This window comes from Bombella favorum, from assembly GCF_014048475.1.
Lineage (GTDB): Bacteria > Pseudomonadota > Alphaproteobacteria > Acetobacterales > Acetobacteraceae > Bombella > Bombella favorum.
Map to the genome: position 1 here is coordinate 237,907 of NZ_NWUS01000002.1, position 24,541 is coordinate 262,447.

The window sequence follows — 24,541 nt, forward strand, 5'->3', positions numbered from 1 at the left end:
TTACTCTCCTTCATGCTCTGCTGTCTGTTCTTCATCCGTGGGCGGGTTGACTGCGGGGCGAGCCTCCGCAGCGGGTGGGCGGGTTAGGGCCTGCATGGCATCCTCCACACGCTGGCGAACCCCCTCCGCCCATTTTTGCTTGTCCAGAACAATTCGTGTCTCTTCTGCTGCAACTGTGAGATGTCCCATCTGCCGGTCCGCTTCCACATGCAGGGACACACCCTTCAACCCGGCCAATGCAGCCCGTAAAGCGGCCTCATCCGCTCCCGAGCAGGTCAGACTGACCGGCCCCTCACACCGCCGGACAAGTGCGGCGGCATCCTCTGCCAGATGGCGGCCCAGTTTTGTGCGGGACAAATCACCAGCGACCAACTCTTCCACCGTCTGGCATACGCCCTGCACAAACAAATCAGCCATCTGTGTCGCAATGTCATGACGGCGGCTTTCTTCTTCCTCCATGAAGGCCAGAACCTGCCGCACAGCCTCTGCCATCTGGCCGGAAAGCTGCTGACCAGCTGCCTGCTCGCCCGCATCATGTCCCTGCTGCCAGGCATCCCGTTTTAACTGCTCCAACTCATCGGGATGGAGCGTGACAACCGGCTCCGCAGTAGGGGCTTCCTCCTCCTGATCAGCCTCATCATCCCCCTGCTCCACACCTGCCAACATGACAGGATCATGAGCGGAAAAATCCTCCAAACTATCACTGAAAGCCCGGCTCCCGGCAAAAGACGTAGCCTCCAAGCCTGTTTGATGCTGCACATCCTGTCCCATTGGCGTCACTCGATGATCTCATCATCGGAAGAGGAGGGCGAAATATCAATTTCCCCATCATTAGCCATTGTCTTGATAAGGGTAATAAGCTCCATCTGGGCTGCTTCAGCATCCCTCATACGGACAGCCCCCAGCCCTCGGATCTCATCTTCCAGAAGGCCAGCGGCACGTTTGGAAACACAGCCAAAGAAGAGCTGACGAATGCCCTCATTCGTACCCTTAAGGGCCAGAGGCAGCCTGCTTTTGGCCTCACCATCACGATTGATGGCAGCCATAACACGCATCATATCATCCGGTGTCAGACGCTTAATGTCATCGAAGGTGAATTTCAGCTTATTCACCTTCTCCATATCTTCCTCGCTCCGGCGGCCAAGCTGTTCTGTCAGGAGTGCTTCGGTCTTCCGATCGAAATTATTGTATACCTCCGCCACAAAAGCGTAGCTGTCCCGCTTTGTGGAACGACCAAAGGCAGTAATAAGTTCCTTGCGCAAGGTTGTTTCCAAACTCTCCAACACATCTTTGCTAACCGGGCTCATATGCAAGATGCGCATGATGACATCCGTAGCGAAGTCTTCCGGGAAGAGTGAAAGAACACGGGCCACATGGGCCGGTGAAATGTAACTCAGAATAACAGCGACCGTCTGCGGCTGTTCGTTACGCAGATAATTGGCAAGAGCTGTTTCGGGCATATTGCCCATCTTTGCCCAGACACTCCGCCCAGAAGGCCCCCTAATGTCCTCCATAATCTTCTCGACCATTTCAGCCGGGAGGGCACGCTTCAGATAATCTTCTGTCGTTTCGTAACTACCAACAAAACCATCCGAACTTGCGAATTTCTGCGAGAATTCGCTACAGACAGCCTCCACAATCGAGGCCTTAACCAGCCCCAGAGACGACATAGCCCGCGAAATATCCCGCACCTCATCTTCCTGAAGGGAACGGAAAATACGGGCAGAATGTTCCTGCCCAATGGCCAACATCAAGATCGCAGCCTTCCGGCTACCGCTCATCCCTGCCGTCAAGCTGGGTGGTGCCACGCTGGATGATGAAACTTCATTGCCTGCCTCCGCAGGGAGTGCCTGTTCTGCCATGGTTGCGTCTCCTCAGCTTTCTGCCGCCTGTTTGGGGGGCTCCGGCTCAGCCAGCCAGTTGCGAACAACAGCGATGGCGTCTTCAGGATTCTCTTCAACACGCTGCACCACACGGGCCAGGGCCTCACGGCGCATCTCGCCTTCCACCCCTTCCACACTAATGCGGTCGCTACGTCCTGCCTCACCCTCGGCAGAACCTCCGCCGGCTCCGGCCGCAGAGCCACCGGTGGCGGTACCATCTGTTTCAGCTCCCTTGCGGGCACGGCGCAGGATGGGCCCGAGCAGCATAGCAGCGGCCCCCAGAAGAAGCAGAATGGGGACAATCCATTCCGCCAAATAGATCATCATCTCCCGGGTGAAGAATGGCGTATCTTGCTGAGGCAGATCAGCCCCGCCATCCACACGGAACGGCATAGACACCACATTAACCTCATCCCCTCGGGCCTTATCGTACCCGATAGCCGTCTGCACAAGCTGGGTCAGCCGTTTGACCTCTGTCTCATCCAACGGCTTCCACGATGGCTTACCTGCCTTATCGGTCGTGACTGTTCCATCGACCATGACAGCAAGACTAATACGGGACACACGAGGCCGGGTCTGATTAATGACACGGGTCCGTTTGCCGATCTCATAATTGTTGGTCTCGTCCGTCCGCTCCTCGCTGGAGCCAGTACGATTATTGCCTGCATTAGCATTCGGTAGGTTATTACCTACGCTGGTATTCTGGTTGGCTTCGGTATTGGCACTCTTGTCCGTACTCGTACTCTGAGAGCGTAGAACCTGCTGGTTGGGGTCGTAGGATTCATCCGTCTCATGAATGATGTCCGTATTCATGGTTACGGCGGCACGGGCCCGAACATGCCCCATACCCAGCGTGGGCGTTAGGATATCTTCCACCGCCTGCGCAAGTCGCTGCTCCTCGGAATGACGCTGCTTCTCGAGCGAAGATTCCTGCCCGGCGAGACTGTCCGGATCACCCGGACGAGCCAGCACGTCACCTCGTGTATCCACAATAGAAATGCCGTGTGTCCGCAACCCCGGCACAGCAGCCGACACCAGATTCTGGATCGCCGCAATTGCATCTTCCGATACGGCACCAGACCGGCCTACATCCAAAATGACGCTCGCCTGAGAAGGATTCGTTTCTGTAGAGAAAAGATCACGATGCGGTAGAACAAGATGAACCCGCACGTTCCGCACGCCATGAATTAAACGAATAGACCGCTCCAGCTCACCTTCCAGCGCTCTGGTTTCATTAATGCCTTGTTCAAACTGGGTACTGGTCAGCGTGCCGCTCTTATCAAAGAGTTCATACCCTACGGCACCACCACCGGGTAGACCGGCCTTTGCCAGCAGAAGACGAGCCTGCGCCACATCATTACCTGGAACGTACAGGCTGCGACCATCCGGCCCTGTTGTTGTCGGAATATGAGCCTTAGCCAGATCATCCACCATCTCGGCGGCTTCATTCAGCTCCAAATCACCATAAAGCAGAGCCATTGGCTCTGATCGATTATGGAAAGCAATCACCCCCAAAGACAGCAGAAGAAGCACACCGACAACCCCAAGGGCTGCAAGCCGCATACGGCCCAGACTCTTCAGCCCTTCCATGATCTTCGGCAAACGGAGCTTATCAAACTGCATATGACGGGTATCTACCTGCTGCTTTCACCCCGGACGCCAGACATGCTGTTTCCGGTATTCACCATAATCCGCCCTACTCGGAAGAGGACACCTTAACTACACCACCAATTAACCTTGCTATGATGGCGTGTAAAGTAGATATAAAGGTTAATTGTGGCAACTTTTGCAAATAAACCTTTAAGGAGCGTAATACGGATTGGAAGGCGGCACTTTGCCTTCCGGCATCATGAGGCGATTTGCATTCTGCTGTGTCGTCAATCCTCGTGGCCCTTCGTAAACTTCATGAGCCATGTTGGGAGTCAGTTCTGGCCGTGCCCAGCAATCAACACCATTCCAACTCTGTGTGCAGTAAGGCTGAGGGGGCAAGACACGTTCCGGTGGGTTGCACCAATCTTCTCCCTCGGCCAGATAACCGGCCTGACAGTCCCGCCCTGTCAGTTTACTGGCGAGATAATCCGGCGCACAGGCTGACAGCCCAGCAACAACAGGCAGCATGACCAACATACGCCGCCACAGACCATGAACGGAGCAAAGCCGCCTCATCATTCGTTTCTCTTTCATGACAGTCCCATCACTGCCGTGAGGGCAACAGAGGCCCGTGCTGGGACATGGTCTCATACTGTATATGATCCACCGTACCATCCGACGACACGGCATCCTGTCCGGCTGGCAGGTTCACGCCTCCATCACCAAAGGCAACGGGAACGGAGAGAACGGCATGATGAAAATGCCGAACGCCCCCTAAATACTGCGACACCAGATTCACCCGGTCCGGTGTCATATGGGCCATGATGCCAGAGAGCTTGCGGATGTTCATAGAGGCGGCAATGGCAATAAGCACATGCGGGTCCATCACATTGAAAACTGCCGCTGCCTCACGAGGGCGCATTGCCTCGTAGATACCTACCAGCCGGGCTGCTGCCTCCTGCGGGACCAGCTTGTGATTATCCACATGGTCAGACAGATCAGCCATGGACTGATTCAGCAGATGGAAACGAATCTCCAGTGCCTTGCGGGCCGAGCCCAAAATGCGCTGCTGCTCCTGCATCTGCTGCTCCACCCCATCGGCAGGCAAGGCATCACCTCCCGCTGCTATGGCAGGTCGCACGGTTGGCATCCCGCCGAGCAGCGTCAGCATCATGCAGAAGAAGGACCAGCCCTTATAGTGATGGAAACGCCTGCTGAGCATCAGCCCCCCAGTGGAATGTCAGCGTCCTGATCCGCCTCGCTGATATCAGGCGTCTGGGAAGGCCAATGCAGGTCTGGCTCATCATCCCCAGCCGGTATGCTAGCCTGCGGCTCTACCTTGCTGGCGTCAGCCTTTCTGGCTCCTCCCTTACGAGAAACAGAAATACGCACATCGCCTTCAAAATGGGCATCCTCATGGATGGCACAGCCTGTCGGGCTCCCCATCTCAATCACGCAATCCGAAATACGAGCACCGGCCCCGGCAGAAAGACGCGGCGTTGTGAAGGTCACACCGGATACGCTACCATCAATGATGATGGATGTCGCTTCTACCTGACCATCCTTCATAACGCCCGTTTCTGTGACGCAGAGCTGGCCAGCCTGAAGCTCGACATGCTCTACTTCACCGGCGATAGTCAGGCTCCCTTCCAAGGTCCCGCAAAGATTATCTACAACCAGACCGCTGGGAATGAAGCCTTCCGGCTGTTTTGAATCCGACATTCACTACCCCTTTATTTTTACGCCATCATTATGGCCATGCCAGACAGGCTAAACGAAGGCCATTTAAGGCGAATATTAGGAACATACCTTAAGGTTAGTCAATTAATAAACCTTGTAGGCATGATCATATCAAGTTCTTTTCATGGCTGTGCCATCAGAAAGGAAGAACGCTATCCAACACCTTCTGCCCGTACCGGGGCTGCTGATACTGCGAAAGCTGCCCCCGCCCGCCGTAAGAAATACGAGCCTCGGCAATACGGTCATGCGTTACGATATTATCTTCCGAAATATCCTGCGGTCGCACCACGCCACTGACCATGATCTGCCTCAGCTCACCATTTACCCGGACTTCCTGCCGGGCCACGACCACAAAATTACCATTAGGCAGAACCTGCGTGATGACACCTCCTAATGTCAGCGTGACCGTATCAATACGCCGGATCGTCCCCGCCCCGTTATTGGAACTAGAGCTGTTCGTCTGAAGAGCATCAGTACTCGTCAGATGAGACATAAGCCCCCCCTTCAGGCCGAAGAAACTCGGAATCCCGAAGGCTTCGGCACCACTGCCGGATGCTGTCGTATTGTTGGTCACGTTGGCCGTATCAGCCACCTGGATTTTCACAGTCAGAAGGTCTCCCGCCTGTGCCGCCCGTTGGTCCTTAAAAAAGGCACGGCTTCCCGGCCGCCAGAGGCTTCCGGCTTCAGTCGGCGGGGCCTGAAGCGGCGGGGTCGGCATGGTTACGGGGCGATAATCTGGTGCTAAAGTGGGATCGGCTGTCCGTGTCATCCGGGGGAGATGCCCCAACTCACTAAGCGTCTCTGCCCCCATACAGCCCGTCAACCCAAGCAGGGTAGTGGCAAGGCCTGCCATCCTAAAACCCTTGCGGAAGGAATGGATCATGGCCGGCTCCCATCACCCAGCATCAAGTTATTGATGCCAAGACGTTTCACTTCTTCCGAATCTGGGGGAATGGCTGTGGAGGATGCATCAACCCGCACCTCACCAGAGGCCATGACCTTGCCGATGAGGACCATCCGGCTCCCCAGATTCAGGGCATGGATGAACTGACCACTCCCGCCATCCTCCAAAGCTCTACCCGTAGCGGTCAGGCGGATACCGGTGCTGTTATAGCTGAGCAGGACCGGGTCCCCCCGATGCACCAAAACGGCCCGCCGCAGGTCTGTCCCCTGCACGGGCTGCCCTGTTCCAACCGTGCGGACAAGTGCCATACCGATCATCTTCTCCGGCTCTGGCAAAGAGCGGGCTAAGGGAGGCACAGTTCCTGTAAAAGCTGGGTCCATATGCATATCGTCTGGCTGGATGATATGACCAGATGGCAAAGCGTGGTCATACACCATCACCGGCTGTACCGGGCGGATACTACCCCGCAACGGGAAACTGCCCGCCCCCATCTCTCCCACAGAATGAGCAGGCTGCACGGTGGCGGAAAAAAGCCCCGTCTTATGGTCCCAGTTCAGATTCATAAGCGTAGCTGGGTCTGATTCGTTCTCACCAGCAACGAGCGGCGTAAAACTGGTCACATCCACCACGATGCTGCCACCGCCCTCATCCTGCGAGATCGCCTTGCGGACGAGAGCGGCATAATCCTCCCTCCCCAGCACATGCCCGGCTCTGGTCAATGTCAGACTGGTGGATGATGATTGGTCATCCCAGTCCACACCATACTGATCCGCCAATGCGATAAGCTGGCTGCCCCCAATAGTGATGCTCTTACCCGGTGCAGGAGCGGGGCCAAGCAGTCGGTCCTGCCCTGCACCCAGCCCATCGAAAACATCGGACAAATAGACGGAAGAGCCATGGACCACACCGGAAGGCCGCAAAGTGGCCGCCATGAGCGACCCTGAAGCCACCCCACCAGCCAGAACCAGCCCCACACCCAGCCGAGAAAAAGCCAGCAAAAAGCGCCGTCCGCCTCTCCAATATCCAGTGCCGAGAAAAGCCATGCTGCTCCAGCCCTTAGCGCAGGTTGGTCAGTGTCTGGAGCATCTCATCAGAAGCCGTGATGCTTTTACTGTTCATCTCATAGGCACGCTGTGCCGTGATGAGATCAGTAATTTCCGTCACCGCATTAACAGCCGATTCCTCAACAAAACCCTGGCGGATAGTCCCAAAACCTGTTGTCTCCGGGTTACCAATGATGGGGTCACCCGAGGAAGTCGTTTCTGTAAACAGGTTCTGCCCCATAGCGGCCAGACCATTCTCGTTCTGGAAGGTCGTCAACTGGATCTGTCCGGCGACCTGAGAATTCGGCTGCCCGGAAAGCGTGTATTGCACCTGTCCGGTCTGGTCGATGGTGATGTTCTCGGCATTGTTGGGGATGGAAATATTCGGAGTCAGCGGGTAGCCATCCGCCGTCACGATCGTGCCATCCTGAGAAAGGGAGAATGTGCCATCACGGGTATAGGCATATTCCCCATTCGGCAGAAGAATACGGAAATACCCCCGACCCTCTACGGCGAGGTCCAGCGCATTGCCAGTTTGCGACAATGTGCCTTGCTCATTAATGCGATAGATCGCCGCCGTGCGCACACCCAGACCCACCTGTGCCCCAGCAGGCACCCGGTACCCGGTATCGGAACTCATCGTCCCGACCCGGCGCAGGTCCTGATAAATCAGGTCCTGGAACTCAGCCCGGCGTCGCTTGTAGCCGGTCGTCGTCATATTGGCGATGTTGTGGGATATGGTTTCCACATTGGTGGACTGGGCCTGCATACCCGTTGATGCAACATCAAGTGATCTCAGCATAAATGAACATCCTCACAACTCTGCCATCACCCACGTTTCCAGCAACGCAAGGCCACCCTGACAATGGCAGGCACAGAAAACACATTAACCGTGCCTCCCCCATAAACCGACACAAAAACCATTATCAAGGTTAATTGTAAGAATAAATCATTAATTAAGCCATATATTAATGTTCAAATGATGGGATACTCTTCCATAAAGCATGAACAGATGGCATGATGTCTCTATTCTTGTCATGATATAACCTTTAGGAACAGTCTCCATGGATGTGACCGGTTATCTCGCCCTTTCGCGCATTGATGCGCTGACACGAGGGCTGGAGGTTACGGCCAATAATCTGGCCAACAGCAGCACGGATGGCTTTAAAGAACAGCGGGTTCTATTTTCTGACTATCTATCCCGCCAGCATGGTGATCAGCTCATTAATGGTGAAAAGACCCTGACCTACAATCAGGACAGATCCACCTATATGGATATGCTTCAGGGTGAACTGCGCCAGACAGGCAACCCACTAGACCTTGCCATCAACGGGTCTGGTTATTTCATGGTCCGCACCCAGCAGGGAATCCGGCTGACCCGCAACGGACAGTTCCACCGTAGTGATGATGGAACCCTGGTCGATTCCCTAGGTAATGCCTTGCTGGACGACCAGCGCCAACCCATCACCCTGACCCCTGATGACCAAGTTCTTCCCCTTGGCATTGGTGCGGATGGCATCATCTCGACAGAAAAAGGCGACATAACCCGCCTCGGCCTTGCGACGGTTGATAACCCCAATACGCTTCATGCTGAAGGGAATCATCTCCTCCGCCCAGCCAATGAAAATGACCTGCGCGCTGTGCCTGCCCAAGAGATTCGCCAAGGCATGCTGGAATCCAGCAACGTGAATGCCGTGGAAGAGACCACAGCAATGATCAAAACCCAACGGGAATATGACCTCAACTTCCAGCTACTTCAGACGGAATTCACTCGCAGGCTGAACGCCATCGACAAGATTGCGACAGAGGTAACGGCGTAGCTAATTTTAGCCATTTCAAGGCCTATTTAACAAATACAGGCTTTGTATTTAACTTCCCTTAAACTCAGAACCTTAGGGTGAGATGTGGATGACGTCGCTGGACCATCATCCAGACGTGTCTGGCCGTAGGGCCAGTCCCTCACTCCGGGAGAAAGACTGAAACCATGGATCTTGGCCTGTCCCTCAATATTGCCACATCCGGTCTCAAGACGATTGAGAACGAGCTTTCCACAGCATCCAACAATGTTACCAATGCATCCACGCCGGGTTATGTTTCGGAGACCGCCAACACATCCTCCACAGTCGTCTCCGGTGTGGGGGTTGGCACAACCTCAACCGCCAATCGGCTGAACATCTCCAAACCCCTTCAGGATGCGTTGTATCAGCAGAATGCCCATGTCTCCGGGCTAACAGCCACCAGCAACTCCCTTGCTGCCGTTTCTGCCGTGCAGGGAACCACAACGGGGTCTGATGGGGCCAATACCATCGGCACGCTGACCAACAATCTCCAGAATGTCAGCACGGCGTTCGTCAGTCTCTCCAACACACCGCAGAACAGTGCATCACAACAGGGTGTCATTTCCGCTGCGCAGACTCTTGTCAGCAACATCCATACCCTGTCCTCGGTCTATCAGGCTCAGCGTCAAAGCGCACAGGATGCCGTCACCAGTACAGTCTCTGGCATCAATACCGACCTGACCACAATCGGGCAGCTTTCCCAACAAATCATGCTAGCCCGCAGCTCTCACGCCGATACGGCAGACCTCGCCAACAAACGCCTAGAGGCCATGCAGAGCCTCTCCAACAAGCTAGGGGTTAACTTCACCGAGAAGCCAAATGGAGACATGCAGGTCACTACGCAGGACGGCACACGCTTGCCAACACGGCCGGACCAGCTTGGCCTCTCTGATGGGCAGTTCCTAGCCCCCAGCACAACATGGCCTCTTTCCACAAAAGCCACGGCTACCCTAAGCCCCAGCATGTACCATGCCACAGATGGCAGCGATCAGGGTGTGTCGGGCATCATGCTGGCCGGGAAAGACATCACCTCCCATCTGACAGATGGAACATTGGGAGCGAACCTGACCCTGCGGGACTCAACCTACCCGCAAATGCAAGCGCAGCTTGATGCCTTCTCCTACACACTCATCAACCGTTTCAACACTGCGGGGGTGCCCCTCTTCACCAATGGCAGCGCACAGTCTCTCTCCAGCGATCCAACGAAAACGGCACCAGCAGGACTGGTCGGGCTTTCCTCCCAACTCTCCGTCTCTGACACTTATCAGAAGACCCCATCCCTGCTGACAGCAGATGGACCGGACGGTCACAGCAGCACACTTGCCAATGCCGTCCTCAGCAAAGCCATGAGTGGAAGCCTAGAAGCCACATCCGGGGCACTGGCTGCGCCATCCTCCGCCCTCGGGCCGGATGGCACACAGGCCACAGGCTACGATGGAACGCAAAGCCTCGTCCAACTGGCTACATCCCTCACCACTAGTCAGGCAGGGGTGATTAGCCAGACCAGCAGCACCCTCTCCACGGCCACATCCATACAGACCTCTCTTTCCACCAAGGTTTCTTCTGTTTCCGGTGTAGACGTCAACAGCCAGATGGCTGCCATTGTGGCCCTAAAAAACTCCTACTCGGCCAATGCCAAGGTCGTCTCCATGGTGCAGTCCATGTTCAGCACATTGCTGGATGCCGTCCACTAACAGCCTACCCGGCCCCACAAGCCGGGTAGTTTTCCCCTCCCACCCCACAACCTACACAGGAGTGCAGCCCCATGAGCATGAATGTCAGCCAGTATGGTGCCGCCGGAACAAACCTGATCCTCAATGCGGGCATTAGGCAAATTGAATCCGAGCAGACAGACATTGCGTGGCAGACCTCACAGGGGACCACATCCTCCAGCATTTCTGGACTGGGGAGCGACCAACAGACCATTCTGTCCCTCAGCCCGAAACTGGCTGAACTAAATGGCTATCAAGACAATCTCTCGTCCGTCCAAAGCCGCCTATCCCTCAGCTCCACGGCTCTCAAACAGGTTACTGACCTTGCACAATCCCTCAATACCCAGCTGCTAGGAATGCTCTCCTCGGAAGGCAGCACCAGCACTGCCACATCCACCGCAGCCGACAGTGCACGAATGGGCCTAAGCAGCCTTGGAACAATCCTTAACACGTCTGATGGAAACGGCTTCATCTTTGCGGGCCAGAACACATCCACAGCCCCTGTCACATCGCCTTCAACGCTCAGCAACAGCCCGCTGGCGCAGACGATTTCCCGCCTCGTCTCTGGGCTTAATGATAGCAACAGCAACGAGGTCTTCAGTCAGGCTACAACCGCCAGCGCAGATAACAGCACGGGGATGAGTGTTTTTTCTCAGGCTCTTTCCCAGCCTGCCGATCAGGCTGGTCGCCTCCAATCCTCTGCCATCATCGGGCCAGATGGTTCCAGCGTCCAGACGGGGCCAGTCGCCACGGAAGGGGGGCAAGCCAGCAGCACCTCCACCGGCTCCCCCGTACGGGACCTCATGCGGGACATGATGATCATGACCTCCATGAAAGGGATGGCCTCGACCACACCCGGCTTTACCAGCCTTGTCCGCCAACTACACGATTCATTGGGCAAGACAACCAATCAGCTCATCGACATGAATACCAGCGTCGGTGTGACACAGAACACCCTGACCAAGCAGCAGGGTATCTATTCCAGCCTTCAGCTGATGGTGAAGGGACAGCTCTCCAATGGTCTCAACGTCAATCTTGCTGAAGTGGCATCCCGGTCTTCCGATCTCACCCTCCAGCTAAAAGCCTCTTTCTCTCTCATCGCCGATACCAAAAATATGTCACTCGCCGATTATCTCTAAACTCCATCCCCCACGAGTATGAAAAAACGGGCCATTCACCGCTTGAGCAGGTGGGTGGCCTTGGTGTTTCAGGCGGGACGCATGAACAGGACAGTGACATGGCCGAACAAGCCCTGAAGAGTCTGGGGTTCGATCTACCCTGAAAAATACCCCCACATAAAACCTGAACGCTATCCCAGACTTGTTGCCGAAGGGACAGTTCGAATACAAGGAGGGTCATGTTGCCACAGATAGGGACCCTCCAATGCCTCATATGACTATTGCCATAGGCTTGAAGGAAAACAATCTGATCCCCGCTCTAGTCTCCATAAAATCAATACTGGAAACAACCCGGAATAATCGAGCCTTGGCTTTTGCCATCTTTCATGATGGCATCAATGAACAGATCACCAGTCTGGTGAAGATGTTTCTATCCTCTTTCGAGGTAGATTTTTCCCTCATCAACATGCCTCGCATCCTCGCTGGTTTTCCCTACAAGGACATCATCTGCGAGTACCTGCTCTATCCTCTCCTCATACCCCAATATTTTACCTCACGGAATTTCATCATGAGCATCGGGGCGGGCTCGCTGGTGCGGGAGGATGTCCTTTCGCTACTGGAGCAGTTCCCTACCGAGAAAAAAATCGGGGCTGTCCGCTGTATGTACCATGCTCATACAGACCTTGATCGCTTTCACAATCTTACAGACACGGCCCGGACTGTTCTCCAAATAGAAGACACGGACCGTTACTTCAGCCGCAACCTGCTTCTTTTCAACAGGCAGGCCATCTCCGCAGAGGAAAGCCAAGCCTGTATCCAGCTACTAGACGAGGGATGGCATACTAAAGATGAAGCTATTTTGAATTACCTCTTCTGTAACTCATTGCATCTCTTCCCACAGCAATGGAACTTCCAGATGCCCCTCTTCTCGAAACCAGATGAGGCCTTTGCCCCTTCCTGCCGTCAGGCCATTGCTGAGAGCCGCCACAACATCAAACTTGGCCAGTTTTCCAGCTTTCTCGCCCCGGATGACATGGATGCCGCTTTAAAGCAGAGCAATGACCTTGTCCAAGAGTACAAAAGGATGGCTCTCTCAGTCATACATGATACCCAGAACAAGTTGGCACATCTTCTGTTCGACCCTATGTGGACAACGCTTGAAAAGATCACATAACACCCCGCCTTACTGCCCTGCCCGATCTCATTGCGCTTTCTCAGGTTACCCCATCATGAAGACCGTCCCCATTGTCATGTCTCTGGACAAGGCCTATGTCATCCCCGCCATTGCCACGATACGGTCTGTGCTCGACTCAGTGTCTGACAAAAGCTGCATACCGTTCGTTATCTTCCACAAAGAGCTAGACCCCTTCACCATCAAGGTGGTGACATCTTTGGTAAACGATGCTGGCGGGACAATAACCTTTACGAATGTCCAACACCATTTTGCGGACTACCGGCTCTCCGCAGAAGAAATGTACTATGCGCTGCTCATACCGAGCATGATGACAGATTATGAATTCGTCTTCTTTCTAGATGCTGACCTCATCGTGACTGGTGACATTCTCTCCCTCATCCACGAAATGCCAAAAGATAAAAAGATAGGGGCCGTGCGCTGTTTTTTCCGCAACACGATTCTCCCCGATGACTCACCAGCCGAGCTACATACGCACACACTTAAAACCGGATTGACCGACACACGCCGCTATTTCAATGCTGGCCTTATGCTCTTCAACATGAAAAACATAACCCAATGGGACATTAACCGCGGCTTCCAGCTCATCAAAAAACACTGGACAGGACATGCCGAAAGTATCCTCAATGTAGTGTTCCACGAGTCTGTGCATTTTTTCTCAACCCGCTGGAACTTCGCCATGACGTTCGTCTTCGAAATGGCTATGCCCTTCCAGCCGGATGTGCAGGACGATATCGATGAAAGCAGAAAGAACATTCAGGTGCAGCATTTCCTGTATGTATCCAAACCGTGGCACAAATATCACTACCAGCTGCTAGCGGTAGCCGGGTGCCCGGAACTCACCCAGTATCTCCAAAATTACAAGCAAATCCTGCGCACCACCATGAATGATGTCTCCAACCGGGCAGCCCGCTTTGTCTATGGCCCCTCATGGCAGGCTACAAAAGCTTATTTAAACCCTGAAGAAACACTCCAGCTGCCATAAAAAACGCCACCGTGAAAACACGGCGGCGTCTTCCGCGGCTTTGTCCAGAGAGATGCCGCTCCCCGAAAGGGCCGGCCACCTTTCCCTTACTGGAACAGGGAAAGGATGTTCTGAGACTGACCATTGGCAATGGAGAGAGACTTAATGCCAAGGGACTGCTTGGTCTGCAGGGAGGTCAGCTTAGCGGACTCAGCAGACATATCAGCATCTGTCAGAGCACCAGAGGCAGCCGTCAGAGAGTCGGAAGACTTCTGGCCGTAGGAGCTCATGGTGTCGATGGTCTGCTGGTTAGAACCCAGATCAGACGTAACGTTCGTCATGGCAACAATGGCCTTCTGAACACGCCCGACCATAGCAGCAACAGCCTCAGTCGGATTCTTACCCGTGTAGGCAAGGGCAACACCAGAGGAGGTCGTTGTCAGGAAGTTATTGGATGTCGGGTCACCTTCGGCCTGACCATTGGTCGTCAGACCCAGAACATCTGTCAGCGTAGCACCGGAACCACCAGTCGTAGAAGCAATCAGGCTGCCATAGCCTGTCAGTGTCTGTGTATCACCCTGAAGACCTGTAACAAAGGTCAGGCTGTTGGCAGTGATGCCCAGGCTGGTGCTGGTGCTAGCAGCCGTACCACCGAACAGCAGGTTGATCCCCTTTGTCGTAGCGTTACGAGCAATGGTATCGATGCTCTTCATGTAGCCTGTCAGCTCCTTGTCGAGCTGGCCCAGGGAGGACTCGTTGCCCATGTTGTTACCAACAGTGGTAACAGCATTCTGGACGTTCTGCAGAATGTTGATGATGCTGTTAGCAGCAGAGTTGGTGGAGCTGACAATCTGGGAAGCATAGCTCAGACCATCATTAACCGCGCTCTGACCAGCAATATCACCCCCGATCTGGGAGGAAATACCGAAAGCAGCCGGGTTATCAGAAGCGTTGGCAACCTTCTTACCGGTGGATACGGCATTTTCCGTCTTGGCCAGATCGCTCTGCGTGGTGTTCAGTGTTTCCAGAGCAACCATTGAGGACTGGTTGGTATTGATAGAAAGACTCACAGTCTTTTCTCCTTGTGCATCTGTATTACAAAACAACGAGCTCGTCGTTGACAGATGAATAGAAACACAGAAACCTTACATGTTTCTTACAAAGGGCATTTCAAAATAACGGAGCAAAGAAAAATACCGCTCTTTAGCCATCAGATTCATTTTTCCGTAAATAAGGCCTTGGGCTGCGCAGCCGCCCCGGGGCGGGCACAACAATCTGATCAGAGAAATGAGGAACAGACTCTTCCTCTAGTTGAACAGATTCGACCACTTTGGTTTGCTCAAGGGCTTTCTGCTGTTTTTCCAACTGCTCTTCTAACTGGTGCAGCATGGCCTTTGCTGCTTCCACCGCACCATTTAGGTCAGATTCCTGTTTTTCCGAATGTGCCAGAACACCAGACAGAGACTCGGCAGTCTCTTTCGTCATTTTCTGCTGGTCGATAAGGTCTTCTTCTACATTGCGGGCACGCTCCAGCAAGACAGACAAACGCCTGTCCCCCTGTGTCACCTCATGCCGGACACGCTCGAACATATGATTCATCTGCTCTGTCGAGGCATCAAGCGTAGCAACCATCTCATTCAGTGCTGTGTAGGAGTCCCGGATGACACCCAACCGCCGGACGATAAGGCGTGAGCTGATGATCCCGGCTATCAGGACAACCATCAAAAGAATCTCGATGATGAGCTGACTATTGTTCAGAAGCATGATGTCCCCTCTGTTCTGCTGACTGCTGCTCCACCGAAATGGAACTAAGAGACGCCAGCAGCTCCGGCGTCAGATCTTCTTCCAGCGGGATAAGACGCTGATCTATCCGGACAGCCTGCATCCGATGCAACCGGCCCAGCGTACCTTCAAAAATTGGTGTTCCATCACATTCCATCCTTACAGAATGTGGGGTTTCTCCCTTGCTTGGCAGGTGGAGGACACTCCCTTTCTTCAACGCCAGAATCTGGGACAGCGGGAAAGACGCCGTCTCGAACACGGTAGAAACAGTCACACTTGTTTCCATTATTTCGGAAATGAGATGATTTTCCCATATGGAGTCATTGCCGAAATTTTCCCCCATAAACTGCTGGGAAAGTTTCTCTCTTACAGGCTCCAGCGTGGCATAAGGGATGACGATATCCATATCCCCACTCCTGTCGCCCATATCAATATGAAACCGGGCCGCAATAGCTGCATTGGAAGGACGGGCAATCACCGCCAGACTGGAGCTAATCTCCAACCGCTCGAAATTCAGATCAACCTTACCAACCGGGGCAAAGGCCTCAGACAGATCTGCCAATGTAATGACGATCAATTTCTCAATAAGGGCTCTCTCAAGCGCTGTATGAGGGCGATTCTCAATAATCTTCGGGCCGGCTCCCCGCTCTCCGCCCATCAATATGTCCACAATGGAATAAGACAGGGACGAATCAACAACGACCAGCCCGTAGTTTCGCCACTGCTCCGCCCGGAAAACGGAGAACAGAGAAGAAGATGGTACTTCGCCCATGTAATCCCCAAAACGCAGGGACCGCATGTTCTCCATAGTGATATCGACATTATCATTGGTAAAGCCACGCAATGTCGAAGAAAGAAACCGCACAAGCCGGTCGAACACATTCTCCAGCATGGGCATGCGCTCATAGGCTACAAAACCAGCCTTGATGATGCGCTCCATCCCGCTTTCTTCCCGCATAGCAGAGCCGGAAAACGCATTACCGAGCATGGCATCAATAGCGGACTGGTCCAACGCATGGCCGTCCTCTTCACCATCATCCCCCTCATGCGCAGCGACCCCGGAGGAGGATACGCCTTCCTCTTCCGGGGTATTATTCCATGCGGCATGGTCTTCTGTGTCCGGGCCGGGCTGCTCCACTCCCTGCCCTTCTGTCAGGCCAGACTGATCAGCCTGCGCCTGCTCCTCTTCATCCGCCATTGAGTCCAGATCCACCTTACTGGGTTAGAAGTTCCGTAATATAAATGTTTGTGACATTCAGCGGGGCAAAGGCCACACGCAGGCGTCTCAGCAACGCTTCCCTCAGGCGGTAAAAGCCACTGCCATGCAGGTCCTGCGGGCGGCTTTCATGCAGATATGTCTGAAAAATATCCTGCACCTCAGGAATACGCCCCTGAAGAGCTGCCAAAGTTTCGGCGCCCTCCACCTCTACGCTGGCTGTCATCTTGACATAAACCGTCCGCCCGGCACCGTTATCCAGATTTGCCGTTGCGGAAGGAACAGACAGAAGAAGGCGGTGCGAAGCCTCCTCCTTTCCCTCTGCTGCCATAGCCTTGGCTGCAGGCTTCCCCCCCCCACCGAACGGAGGGAGATGGGCTTGCCAGGCTCCCACGCCCCCGCCAATCAACAACAGGGGCACGGCGGCCAGAATAGCCATTTTCTTCTTGGAAAAGCCTTTCTTGCCGTCAGTCGTAGCGCCTGTTTCATCGCCTCCAGCTGCCGAAGGGTCTGCCTCTTCACTCATGCCATTCCGCTCCGTTCTTAATCCTGATGGACCGGTTGTCTGGCCACCTTTTCTACAAGACGGCGCCCATCCATCTCACCAGCCATGGCTGTCACACCCAGACCGGCAGAAACGGGTATGCTGGCCTCCCGGATAGCCTGCTGGACAGGTGCAACCTCATCCTCTGCACGGGCACCAAGTGGCAGGAAGGCTTCTTCATTCAGCCGATACCCCATGCCCCAACTCGTGATGAAAGGCTTCTGAATCCCTCTTGCGCGCAGTTTTTGGCGAATACGGCACACCATAACATCAATGGTCTTGCTGATTGGCTTTTCCCGACCGGCATACAGGGTAGACAAAATGGCCGCCTTGTTCAGCAGGCTACCCCGGCGGCGTACCATAAGGGACATAATGTCATATTCACCCTGCGTCAGCGGCAGAAGCTCATCATCTACCAACACCTCACGGGTATCTTCCTTCACCGTCAGACGACCCACCGTGATGATCTGACTGGTCACGCCGTGATCCATAACACGCCGGACAATGGCCTTTAGCCGTGCAAGAAGTTCCACCGGCCCGACCGTAATAGGCACACAGTCATCCGCGCCAGCAGCAAGGGCCTCCGCCACGTTATGGGCTGTAAGGTTTCGTGCAATGACCAAAATCGGCAGGCTGAAACGGTTGTTACGAATCGTACGGATTAGCAGCGGGTCTGGGTTAGTCTGCTGAATGACAGCCACATCGGACTGATCATTACGCAGAGCACTCAGTACACCCTCCCGCCCGGAAATACGCAGAAAGATTCCTCCTTCTGAAACAGCTTCAGACAGAGTGGAGCAAGGCCGCCCATCCATATTCTTCGGACTATCACCAACGCAGATCAATCTCATGGCAGTTTTCCTTTTTTTCATCGTTCTACGTCTCCTACTATCAAGGCATAATGCTAACGTGACATTAAAATATCCTTCCATATTTTAAATGCAATCAGAATATTCCTTTAAATGAAGAGAAAAATTGCCACAAACCCTATCACATCAAGGCCTTTTTATGTCCTTTTTAAAAAAGACTACTCTCACTTTTCCCTTGACGTCAGCCCTCTCTGTTAATGAACTAGACATCTCCACAACCCAATCACGGAAGGGGACCACACATGGCCCACATCCATCTCATCAATGGTGCAAAACCTTTTGCCCACTCCGCAGGAGAGCTGAACAACACCCTCCAGGACCTTGCTGCGGCCTGCCTGCACGATCATGGCTTATCTGTCAGTCAGACTGTCATTGATGAGGGCTATGATGTTGAGGACGAGATTAAGGCCTTTCAGAAAGCAGAGACCATCATCTACCAATTCCCCGGCTGGTGGATGGGCACGCCATGGCCTCTAAAGAAATATATGGATAGCGTCTTCACGCAGGCTCATGGCGTATTTTACAGCAACGATGGTCGCAGCCGGCACGATCCTTCAAAACATTATGGGTCAGGTGGCCTGCTGCAGGGTAAACGCTTCATGGTCTCCACCACATGGAATGCCCCTCTCGAGGCATTTGAGGATAAAGAACAGTTCTTCGGTGGTGGTGGAATCGACGCCGTGCTGTTTCCCTTTTATCGGGCACATGCCTTTCTCGGCATGCAAAAACTACCCACCTTTCTCGCAACCGATGTAATGAAGAATCCGAATATAGACGCTATAAAGGCCGCCTACCGCCGCCATATCGAACAGGTCATCATCACCCCATAAACTGCTAGGTCAGGAAGATCAGACACCGGGGGCAAAGCCATGTCCTGCACCCAGCTTTCTGCCCTTCGGGCAGCCGTCCTCCGCCATTGCCCGGAAAAGGTAACGCATACAACGTTCGACTTCCTGACCCTCTATCTTACAGTGAAGGCCAGTATCTGATCTCCACACTGGACCTTCCCGTCTCTGGCCAGATCACTCATGCCTCGGTAGAAACTCCTTATCTGGCCCTATGTGTCAGCGTCTCCCTAACAGAGCGATCTAACGGGCATGACACCCGTCCAATATCGGACCAAACTCCGCCTGCATGATTGAACACAAAATAGACACATCGCAGACTCACAGTCGACCCGTCTCATAGCCGCTTTTCCTGAGAAGGGATCGTTCCATGCGTACCATTGGTTTTGCTTGTAACTCTGCTGAAGAGGCGCTCATCCCCTTCCATTTCGACCGCCGCTCTCCACGTCCCAACGATGTGGTGATGGAGATCCTCTATTGTGGTGTTTGTCATTCCGACCTGCATTGGGCACGCAATGACTGGGGGCAAACAATTTACCCCGCCGTCCCGGGGCACGAGATCGTAGGGCGTGTCATTAGTGTTGGGCCGGATGTTACCCACCACAAAGTGGGCGACATTGTTGCTGTTGGCTGCATGGTTGATAGCTGCCAAACATGCGACCAATGCCAAAAAGGGGAAGAACAATATTGCCGTGAAGGAATGTGCGGCGGCACATATGGCGGCATGGATGCCGTGGAGAAAACCCCCAACATGGGCGGCTACTCCAAACATCTAGTCGCCCGTGAAGAATTTGTACTGAAGGTACCCAAAGGGCTGGATATTTCCAGAGCCGCACCACTGGTTTGTGCGGGTGTCACGACATGGTCGCCGCTTCGTACATGGCAGGTTGGACCGGGCAAGCGAGTAGCCGTCATCGGTTTTGGCGGATTAGGGCAGATGGCCGTAAAACTGGCTGTTGCCCTGGGGGCCGAAGTCACCGTTCTCTCCCGCAGCCATGCAAAAGAGCAGGAAGCCCTTGCGCTAGGAGCCAAAAGACTACTGGTTTCTACCGATGAAACAGCAATGAAGAAGGCAGCCCATAGTCTCGACCTCATCCTCAACACCACCCCGGTAAAACACGATGTCACACCCTATCTGCCCCTGCTAGATGTGGACGGCACAATCATTATGATCGGGCAGATCGGCCCCATGCCGGAGAGTTCCAGCGTGCCGCTTATTTACGGCCGCCGCCGTGTGGCTGGCTCTTTCATCGGGAGCATCCGTGAAACACAAGAGGTTCTGGATTTTTGCGCTAGCAAGAATATCCTACCAGAAACGAAGATGATCCCCATTCAGGACGTCAACAAAGCGTTTGAACATCTCGAAAAAGGTGACACATACTACCGTTTCGTTATCGACATGAGCACATTGACAGTAGATTGATCATCCAATCCGCCCCACCCCAACCTCGGGTGGGGCGGCCCATGTCATTTCCCTGCCAAAACCGCCTCTAAATACGGGCCTGTTCTGCTAGCGGGATTCCGGGCTACCTCTTCCGGCGGGCCGGAAGCAATAATCTTCCCGCCCTTTTCCCCACTGCCGGGGCCGATGTCGACCACCCAGTCACTCGCCGCCGCTACACGCATGTTATGTTCGGTCACCACCACGCTATGCCCCTGCTCCACCAGCGACTGAAGCTGCCCCAGCAACCTGTCCGTATCGGAGGGGTGTAGGCCGGTCGTAGGTTCATCCAGAATATAGAGCATGGGGGCGGGCCGGCGCTTCTGTAGCTCTGTTGCCAGTTTGAGCCGCTGCGCCTCGCCGCCGGAAAGTTCCGGTGCGGGCTGGCCAAGGCGGAGATAGCCAAGGCCGGACTGCTCCAACGTTTCCAAACCACGAGCCAATGCACCATCGCCAGCAAAGAAGGTGCAAGCCTCTTCCACTGTCATAGCCAGCACATCAGCGATGTTTTTCTCCCGCAACGTGATGGCGAGCACCTCGTCCTTATAGCGTGCCCCATGGCAGACCGGGCAAGGAGCCTCCACACCGGGCATGAAGAGCAAACCAACCGAGACCGTTCCCAACCCCTCGCAATGCGGGCACCGCCCCTTGGTCACATTGAAGCTAAAGCAGCTTTCATCCAGCTTCGCCTTGCGTGCCGCGTCCGTAGCCGCAAAAAGTTTGCGTATCTGGTCAAAAATGCCCGTGTAAGTGGCCAGATTAGAACGTGACGTCCGCCCGATAGGCTTCTGCGTAATAATGGCCAGACGCCGGACATGCTCCAGCCCCGCAACGACACACCCCTCCGGCTGGGCCTCCACACCCTCATCCGCCAGCGGCGTGGTGTCATCACCATCCTGCGGTTCGTCCGCTTCCTCGACCTTCTGGCCCAGCGCACGCCCCAAAAGACTTACCAGAGCCTGACTGATCAGACTGGACTTGCCAGAACCAGAAACACCTGTCACGCTCACCAGCACACCAAGCGGTAGCTGCAGGGACAGGTCCTTCATGTTCCGCCATGTGATGCCCTCAAGCTGGAGCCACCGCTCCACCTGCCGACTAGGTCCACGCTCCAGAGGTGGCGGGGTAAAGAGATAAGGCCGTGTGCGAGAGGCTTCCACCTGCCGCAAACCATCTGGCGGCCCACTGTAAAGCACCTGCCCGCCATGGCTGCCCGCCCCGGGGCCGATATCCACCAACCAATCTGCTCGCCGCATAACGACAGGATCATGCTCCACAACCAGCAGGGAGTTTCCAGCCCGGGGCAGACGGGCCAGCACGTTCAACAAGGCCTCGATATCCGCCGGATGCAGTCCAGCGGCGGGTTCATCCAGCACATAGGCCACGCCAAACAGGGCAGAATGAACCTGCGTCCCCAGCCGTAGACGCTGATATTCACCGGGAGAAAGACTATCCACAGTCCGGTCTGTCTGCAGATAGCCAAGCCCTAGCTCCAGCAAAATCTCCAACCGCCGGAGCAGAGCCGTACCGATTTCCTCAATCACACGCCCCTGCGCATCGCCCCGCCGCTCCCCGGCCAGCTGGTCTTTCAGCACGGCATAAAGCTGTTCCAGCGGCAGGTGAAACAGGGAGGCAATATCCTGCCCCGCAAATGTCACGGCCAGAGCCTCAGGCTTTAGACGAGCACCATGACAGACCGGGCAGCGTGTCGCCTGCATGAAGGCCGCCGCACGGGCACGCATCTTCGCACTCTTTGAGCCGTGAAAACTCTGCATCACATGGCGGCGTGCACTGGCGAAGGTACCCTGATAAGTCGCCGGTTCTCCCCGCTTCATGGCCGCCTGACTCTCGGCGTAGTTCAGGCCCCGGTAGATCGGTTCTGTCGGGGTTTCATCCGTGTACAGAATCCAGTCCCGTGTTTCCTTGGGCAGGTCCTGCCAAGGTGTATCCAGATCGACCCCACGCATCATGAGAATGTCCCGCAGGTTCTGCCCCTGCCACGCACCGGGCCATGCGGCCACGGCTTTTTCCCGCAGGGTCAGTGTCGGGTCGGGCACCATCTTTTCTTCCACGACATCATAGAGCCACCCCGTGCCCTGACAACGTGGACAGGCTCCCTGCGGCGTATTGGCGGAGAAATCGTCACTCTCCAGCATGGACGCACCAGCTGGATACGTTCCTGCCCGGGAATAGAGCATACGCAGCAAATTGGAGAGGGTCGTCACACTGCCCACGGACGACCGGCTGCTCGTGCCCGCCTGCTGCTGAAGGGCAATGACAGGAGGCAGCCCTTCGATGCTGCGGATTTTCGGTGGGGGCAGCTGGTGGAACAACCGCCGTGCGTAGGGAGCGACCGTCTCCAGATACCGCCGCTGCGCCTCGGCATAGAGCGTCCCGAACGCCAGCGAAGACTTGCCCGAGCCAGAAACACCGGTAAACACCACCAGACAACCCCGTGGTACCTCCAGCGAGACATCCTTCAGGTTATGCTCCTGCGCACCTTCTATACGGATCATGTCTGCTGTTTTCCAATAGTGAGAAGGCTGATTATCCGATGGCACCATAACCGTATGCTCCTTCTGACCAGTTCTCGACATATCAGTCAAAACTGGTCGTTATCATGAAAAAAATACTAACATGCCTATTCTCAGCAAAACAGTTGAGACCCACACGCCCCACCCCGGATTTTCAACACCAGGCGATAACATAATAAATCATGAACCAGATAACGGACGAACCTGACCTACCCGATGATAAATGCCTTGTTCTTGGAGGCGATCTAACAGAAGCTGTCTGGACAAGCGACGGCCAACCCATCTTTTTGGAAGACCTACCCATAACGGACCAGCTCCGCACCAAACTGGATGAGTGGATACGCCTTACCAATGATTTTGAATATTACCTACCGAAAAAAGAGCGTGCACCTTTTGACCTAAAAGGTTTTACAGCTACCGGGCTGACTCTTGCCAAAGAGCTAAAAGCTGAGCTCCCGGACTGGACCATACTCTATTGCGATGAATGGCTCTGGCAGAACCAGGATAATCTTTTCCTGTCGGATGATGACTGCCGCTATGAAGTTACGGAAAACACCCCGGCTACACCTCCATATCAAGGGCCTTCACGTCATGAGAGCAACACACACTTCATCAACAACCCTGTCCGTCAGGCCGAACCGTCCCAAACAGACAGGCTACGACTGGATTACCAAAACCTAAGAGGGACCCTACCCTCCACTATGGCCCTGCGAACCTATCGTGCCATCAGCTGGATTGGACGGGCAGACAGCATTCAAAATGATACAGATGGAAAGGTCATATCACTCTGGATTGCCATGAGCGCCCTTTACACCGATGACCGGGAAGGTTCTGCCAGCCATGAAGACCAGAAAACTATCCGTGACAGCTTTCTTCAGAAACTGATCGAGCATGACACAGACAATACCCTGCAAAAGCTGCTATGGGACGGACTGCTCCCTGCCATTCGTAGCCTTAGTGAGGATCATTACCTTTTTGCACCATACTGGCATCATAAACATGGCCATGACGGTTATGAAGACTGGGACAAACATTTTCACCTATCTGTCAGTCATCACGAAGCTGCCATAAGGGCGAAAAACGCCACTAATGTGCTGAGCATCCTGTTTGACCGGCTGCATGTCCTGCGTAGTCAGCTTCTCTACGGGGGGGGCTACATGGCAGAGCAGCCTCAACCGACAGCCCATCGAACAGGCCGCCATAGTACTTGGTACCCTTCTGCCAACCTTCATCACCATCATGATACACACTCCCCGTGAAAACTGGCACCGTCCCTTCTATCCAGTATTTAGCTAAGTAGCCCAACGTACCATCGCCATTTACTTT

General features: G+C 54.5%; 24 protein-coding genes. 9 read left to right on the plus strand and 15 right to left on the minus strand.

The window, feature by feature from the left end:
* The 9 genes from CPA57_RS06325 to flgG form a co-directional block, all read right to left on the minus strand.
* Nucleotides 1–780: a FliH/SctL family protein gene (locus CPA57_RS06325; protein ID WP_182081989.1), complete on the minus strand. Its 780-nt coding sequence runs from the start codon at nucleotides 778–780 to the stop codon at nucleotides 1–3.
* Nucleotides 777–1,862, minus strand: coding sequence for a flagellar motor switch protein FliG (locus tag CPA57_RS06330; RefSeq protein WP_182081990.1), 1,086 nt, complete (start codon nucleotides 1,860–1,862; stop codon nucleotides 777–779). Before CPA57_RS06330 ends, CPA57_RS06325 begins: the two co-directional genes overlap by 4 nt.
* Before the next feature lie 12 nt (nucleotides 1,863–1,874).
* On the minus strand, nucleotides 1,875–3,506 hold the full coding sequence (fliF, locus tag CPA57_RS06335; RefSeq protein WP_229709306.1) for a flagellar basal-body MS-ring/collar protein FliF: 1,632 nt from the start codon (nucleotides 3,504–3,506) through the stop codon (nucleotides 1,875–1,877).
* Between the two features lie 177 nt (nucleotides 3,507–3,683).
* A complete protein-coding gene (locus tag CPA57_RS06340; RefSeq protein WP_229709307.1) occupies nucleotides 3,684–4,067 on the minus strand; it encodes a hypothetical protein in 384 nt (127 codons plus the stop codon).
* 10 nt (nucleotides 4,068–4,077) lie between these two features.
* Nucleotides 4,078–4,695, minus strand: coding sequence for a MotE family protein (locus CPA57_RS06345; RefSeq protein WP_182081991.1), 618 nt, complete (start codon nucleotides 4,693–4,695; stop codon nucleotides 4,078–4,080).
* Nucleotides 4,695–5,195 carry a bactofilin family protein gene (locus CPA57_RS06350; RefSeq protein WP_182081992.1) on the minus strand — a complete coding sequence of 167 codons (501 nt, stop codon included), beginning with the start codon at nucleotides 5,193–5,195 and terminating at the stop codon, nucleotides 4,695–4,697. Before CPA57_RS06350 ends, CPA57_RS06345 begins: the two co-directional genes overlap by 1 nt.
* Nucleotides 5,196–5,349: 154 nt before the next feature.
* Nucleotides 5,350–6,096 (minus strand): flagellar basal body L-ring protein FlgH, encoded by a 747-nt coding sequence (flgH, locus tag CPA57_RS06355; protein WP_077396097.1) that lies wholly within the window; start codon nucleotides 6,094–6,096, stop codon nucleotides 5,350–5,352.
* A complete protein-coding gene (gene flgA / locus CPA57_RS06360; protein ID WP_182081993.1) occupies nucleotides 6,093–7,115 on the minus strand; it encodes a flagellar basal body P-ring formation chaperone FlgA in 1,023 nt (340 codons plus the stop codon). The genes flgH and flgA overlap by 4 nt, the downstream gene beginning before the upstream one ends.
* A gap of 58 nt (nucleotides 7,116–7,173) precedes the next feature.
* Nucleotides 7,174–7,962, minus strand: coding sequence for a flagellar basal-body rod protein FlgG (gene flgG / locus CPA57_RS06365; protein WP_043558144.1), 789 nt, complete (start codon nucleotides 7,960–7,962; stop codon nucleotides 7,174–7,176).
* Between the two features lie 262 nt (nucleotides 7,963–8,224).
* On the opposite strand from flgG, the gene flgF reads away from it, so the two are divergent.
* The 5 genes from flgF to CPA57_RS06390 all read left to right on the plus strand — a co-directional run bounded on the left by flgF (nucleotide 8,225) and on the right by CPA57_RS06390 (nucleotide 14,005).
* Nucleotides 8,225–8,980, plus strand: a complete 756-nt coding sequence (gene flgF, locus CPA57_RS06370; protein WP_182081994.1) for a flagellar basal-body rod protein FlgF — start codon at nucleotides 8,225–8,227, stop codon at nucleotides 8,978–8,980.
* A 164-nt stretch (nucleotides 8,981–9,144) separates the two neighbouring features.
* Nucleotides 9,145–10,692, plus strand: a complete 1,548-nt coding sequence (flgK, locus tag CPA57_RS06375; RefSeq protein ID WP_182081995.1) for a flagellar hook-associated protein FlgK — start codon at nucleotides 9,145–9,147, stop codon at nucleotides 10,690–10,692.
* A gap of 71 nt (nucleotides 10,693–10,763) precedes the next feature.
* Complete coding sequence (locus tag CPA57_RS06380; protein ID WP_182081996.1) at nucleotides 10,764–11,849, plus strand: flagellar biosynthesis protein FlgL; 1,086 nt, start codon at nucleotides 10,764–10,766, stop codon at nucleotides 11,847–11,849.
* Nucleotides 11,850–12,093: 244 nt separating this feature from the next.
* On the plus strand, nucleotides 12,094–13,002 hold the full coding sequence (locus tag CPA57_RS06385; protein ID WP_182081997.1) for a glycosyltransferase: 909 nt from the start codon (nucleotides 12,094–12,096) through the stop codon (nucleotides 13,000–13,002).
* A gap of 55 nt (nucleotides 13,003–13,057) precedes the next feature.
* On the plus strand, nucleotides 13,058–14,005 hold the full coding sequence (locus CPA57_RS06390; protein ID WP_182081998.1) for a glycosyltransferase family 8 protein: 948 nt from the start codon (nucleotides 13,058–13,060) through the stop codon (nucleotides 14,003–14,005).
* A gap of 86 nt (nucleotides 14,006–14,091) precedes the next feature.
* Here the strand turns inward: CPA57_RS06390 and CPA57_RS06395 are convergent, their stop codons facing one another.
* The 5 genes from CPA57_RS06395 to CPA57_RS06415 all read right to left on the minus strand — a co-directional run bounded on the left by CPA57_RS06395 (nucleotide 14,092) and on the right by CPA57_RS06415 (nucleotide 18,377).
* Entirely contained in the window at nucleotides 14,092–15,054 is a 963-nt protein-coding gene (locus CPA57_RS06395) for a flagellin (RefSeq protein ID WP_182081999.1), read from the minus strand.
* Nucleotides 15,055–15,187: 133 nt separating this feature from the next.
* A complete protein-coding gene (locus CPA57_RS06400) occupies nucleotides 15,188–15,748 on the minus strand; it encodes a hypothetical protein (RefSeq protein ID WP_182082000.1) in 561 nt (186 codons plus the stop codon).
* Nucleotides 15,732–16,964, minus strand: coding sequence for a flagellar motor switch protein FliM (gene fliM / locus CPA57_RS06405; RefSeq protein WP_182082001.1), 1,233 nt, complete (start codon nucleotides 16,962–16,964; stop codon nucleotides 15,732–15,734). Before fliM ends, CPA57_RS06400 begins: the two co-directional genes overlap by 17 nt.
* 16 nt (nucleotides 16,965–16,980) lie before the next feature.
* Entirely contained in the window at nucleotides 16,981–17,508 is a 528-nt protein-coding gene (locus CPA57_RS06410; RefSeq protein WP_182082002.1) for a flagellar basal body-associated FliL family protein, read from the minus strand.
* A 17-nt stretch (nucleotides 17,509–17,525) separates the two neighbouring features.
* Nucleotides 17,526–18,377, minus strand: coding sequence for a response regulator transcription factor (locus CPA57_RS06415; RefSeq protein ID WP_182082003.1), 852 nt, complete (start codon nucleotides 18,375–18,377; stop codon nucleotides 17,526–17,528).
* A gap of 260 nt (nucleotides 18,378–18,637) precedes the next feature.
* On the opposite strand from CPA57_RS06415, the gene CPA57_RS06420 reads away from it, so the two are divergent.
* The 3 genes from CPA57_RS06420 (at nucleotide 18,638) to CPA57_RS06430 (ending at nucleotide 20,663) form a co-directional block, all read left to right on the plus strand.
* Entirely contained in the window at nucleotides 18,638–19,225 is a 588-nt protein-coding gene (locus CPA57_RS06420; protein WP_182082004.1) for an NAD(P)H-dependent oxidoreductase, read from the plus strand.
* A 167-nt stretch (nucleotides 19,226–19,392) separates the two neighbouring features.
* Nucleotides 19,393–19,533, plus strand: coding sequence for an AraC family transcriptional regulator (locus tag CPA57_RS08965; RefSeq protein ID WP_229709325.1), 141 nt, complete (start codon nucleotides 19,393–19,395; stop codon nucleotides 19,531–19,533).
* Between the two features lie 77 nt (nucleotides 19,534–19,610).
* Entirely contained in the window at nucleotides 19,611–20,663 is a 1,053-nt protein-coding gene (locus tag CPA57_RS06430; protein WP_182082005.1) for an NAD(P)-dependent alcohol dehydrogenase, read from the plus strand.
* Between the two features lie 44 nt (nucleotides 20,664–20,707).
* Here CPA57_RS06430 and CPA57_RS06435 read toward each other — a convergent pair whose 3' ends face one another.
* Nucleotides 20,708–23,197 carry an excinuclease ABC subunit UvrA gene (locus tag CPA57_RS06435; protein WP_326831357.1) on the minus strand — a complete coding sequence of 830 codons (2,490 nt, stop codon included), beginning with the start codon at nucleotides 23,195–23,197 and terminating at the stop codon, nucleotides 20,708–20,710.
* A 200-nt stretch (nucleotides 23,198–23,397) separates the two neighbouring features.
* Between CPA57_RS06435 and CPA57_RS06440 the strand changes: the two genes are divergently transcribed.
* Nucleotides 23,398–24,474, plus strand: a complete 1,077-nt coding sequence (locus CPA57_RS06440) for a hypothetical protein (protein WP_182082007.1) — start codon at nucleotides 23,398–23,400, stop codon at nucleotides 24,472–24,474.
* The last annotated feature ends 67 nt before the right edge of the window (nucleotides 24,475–24,541 follow it).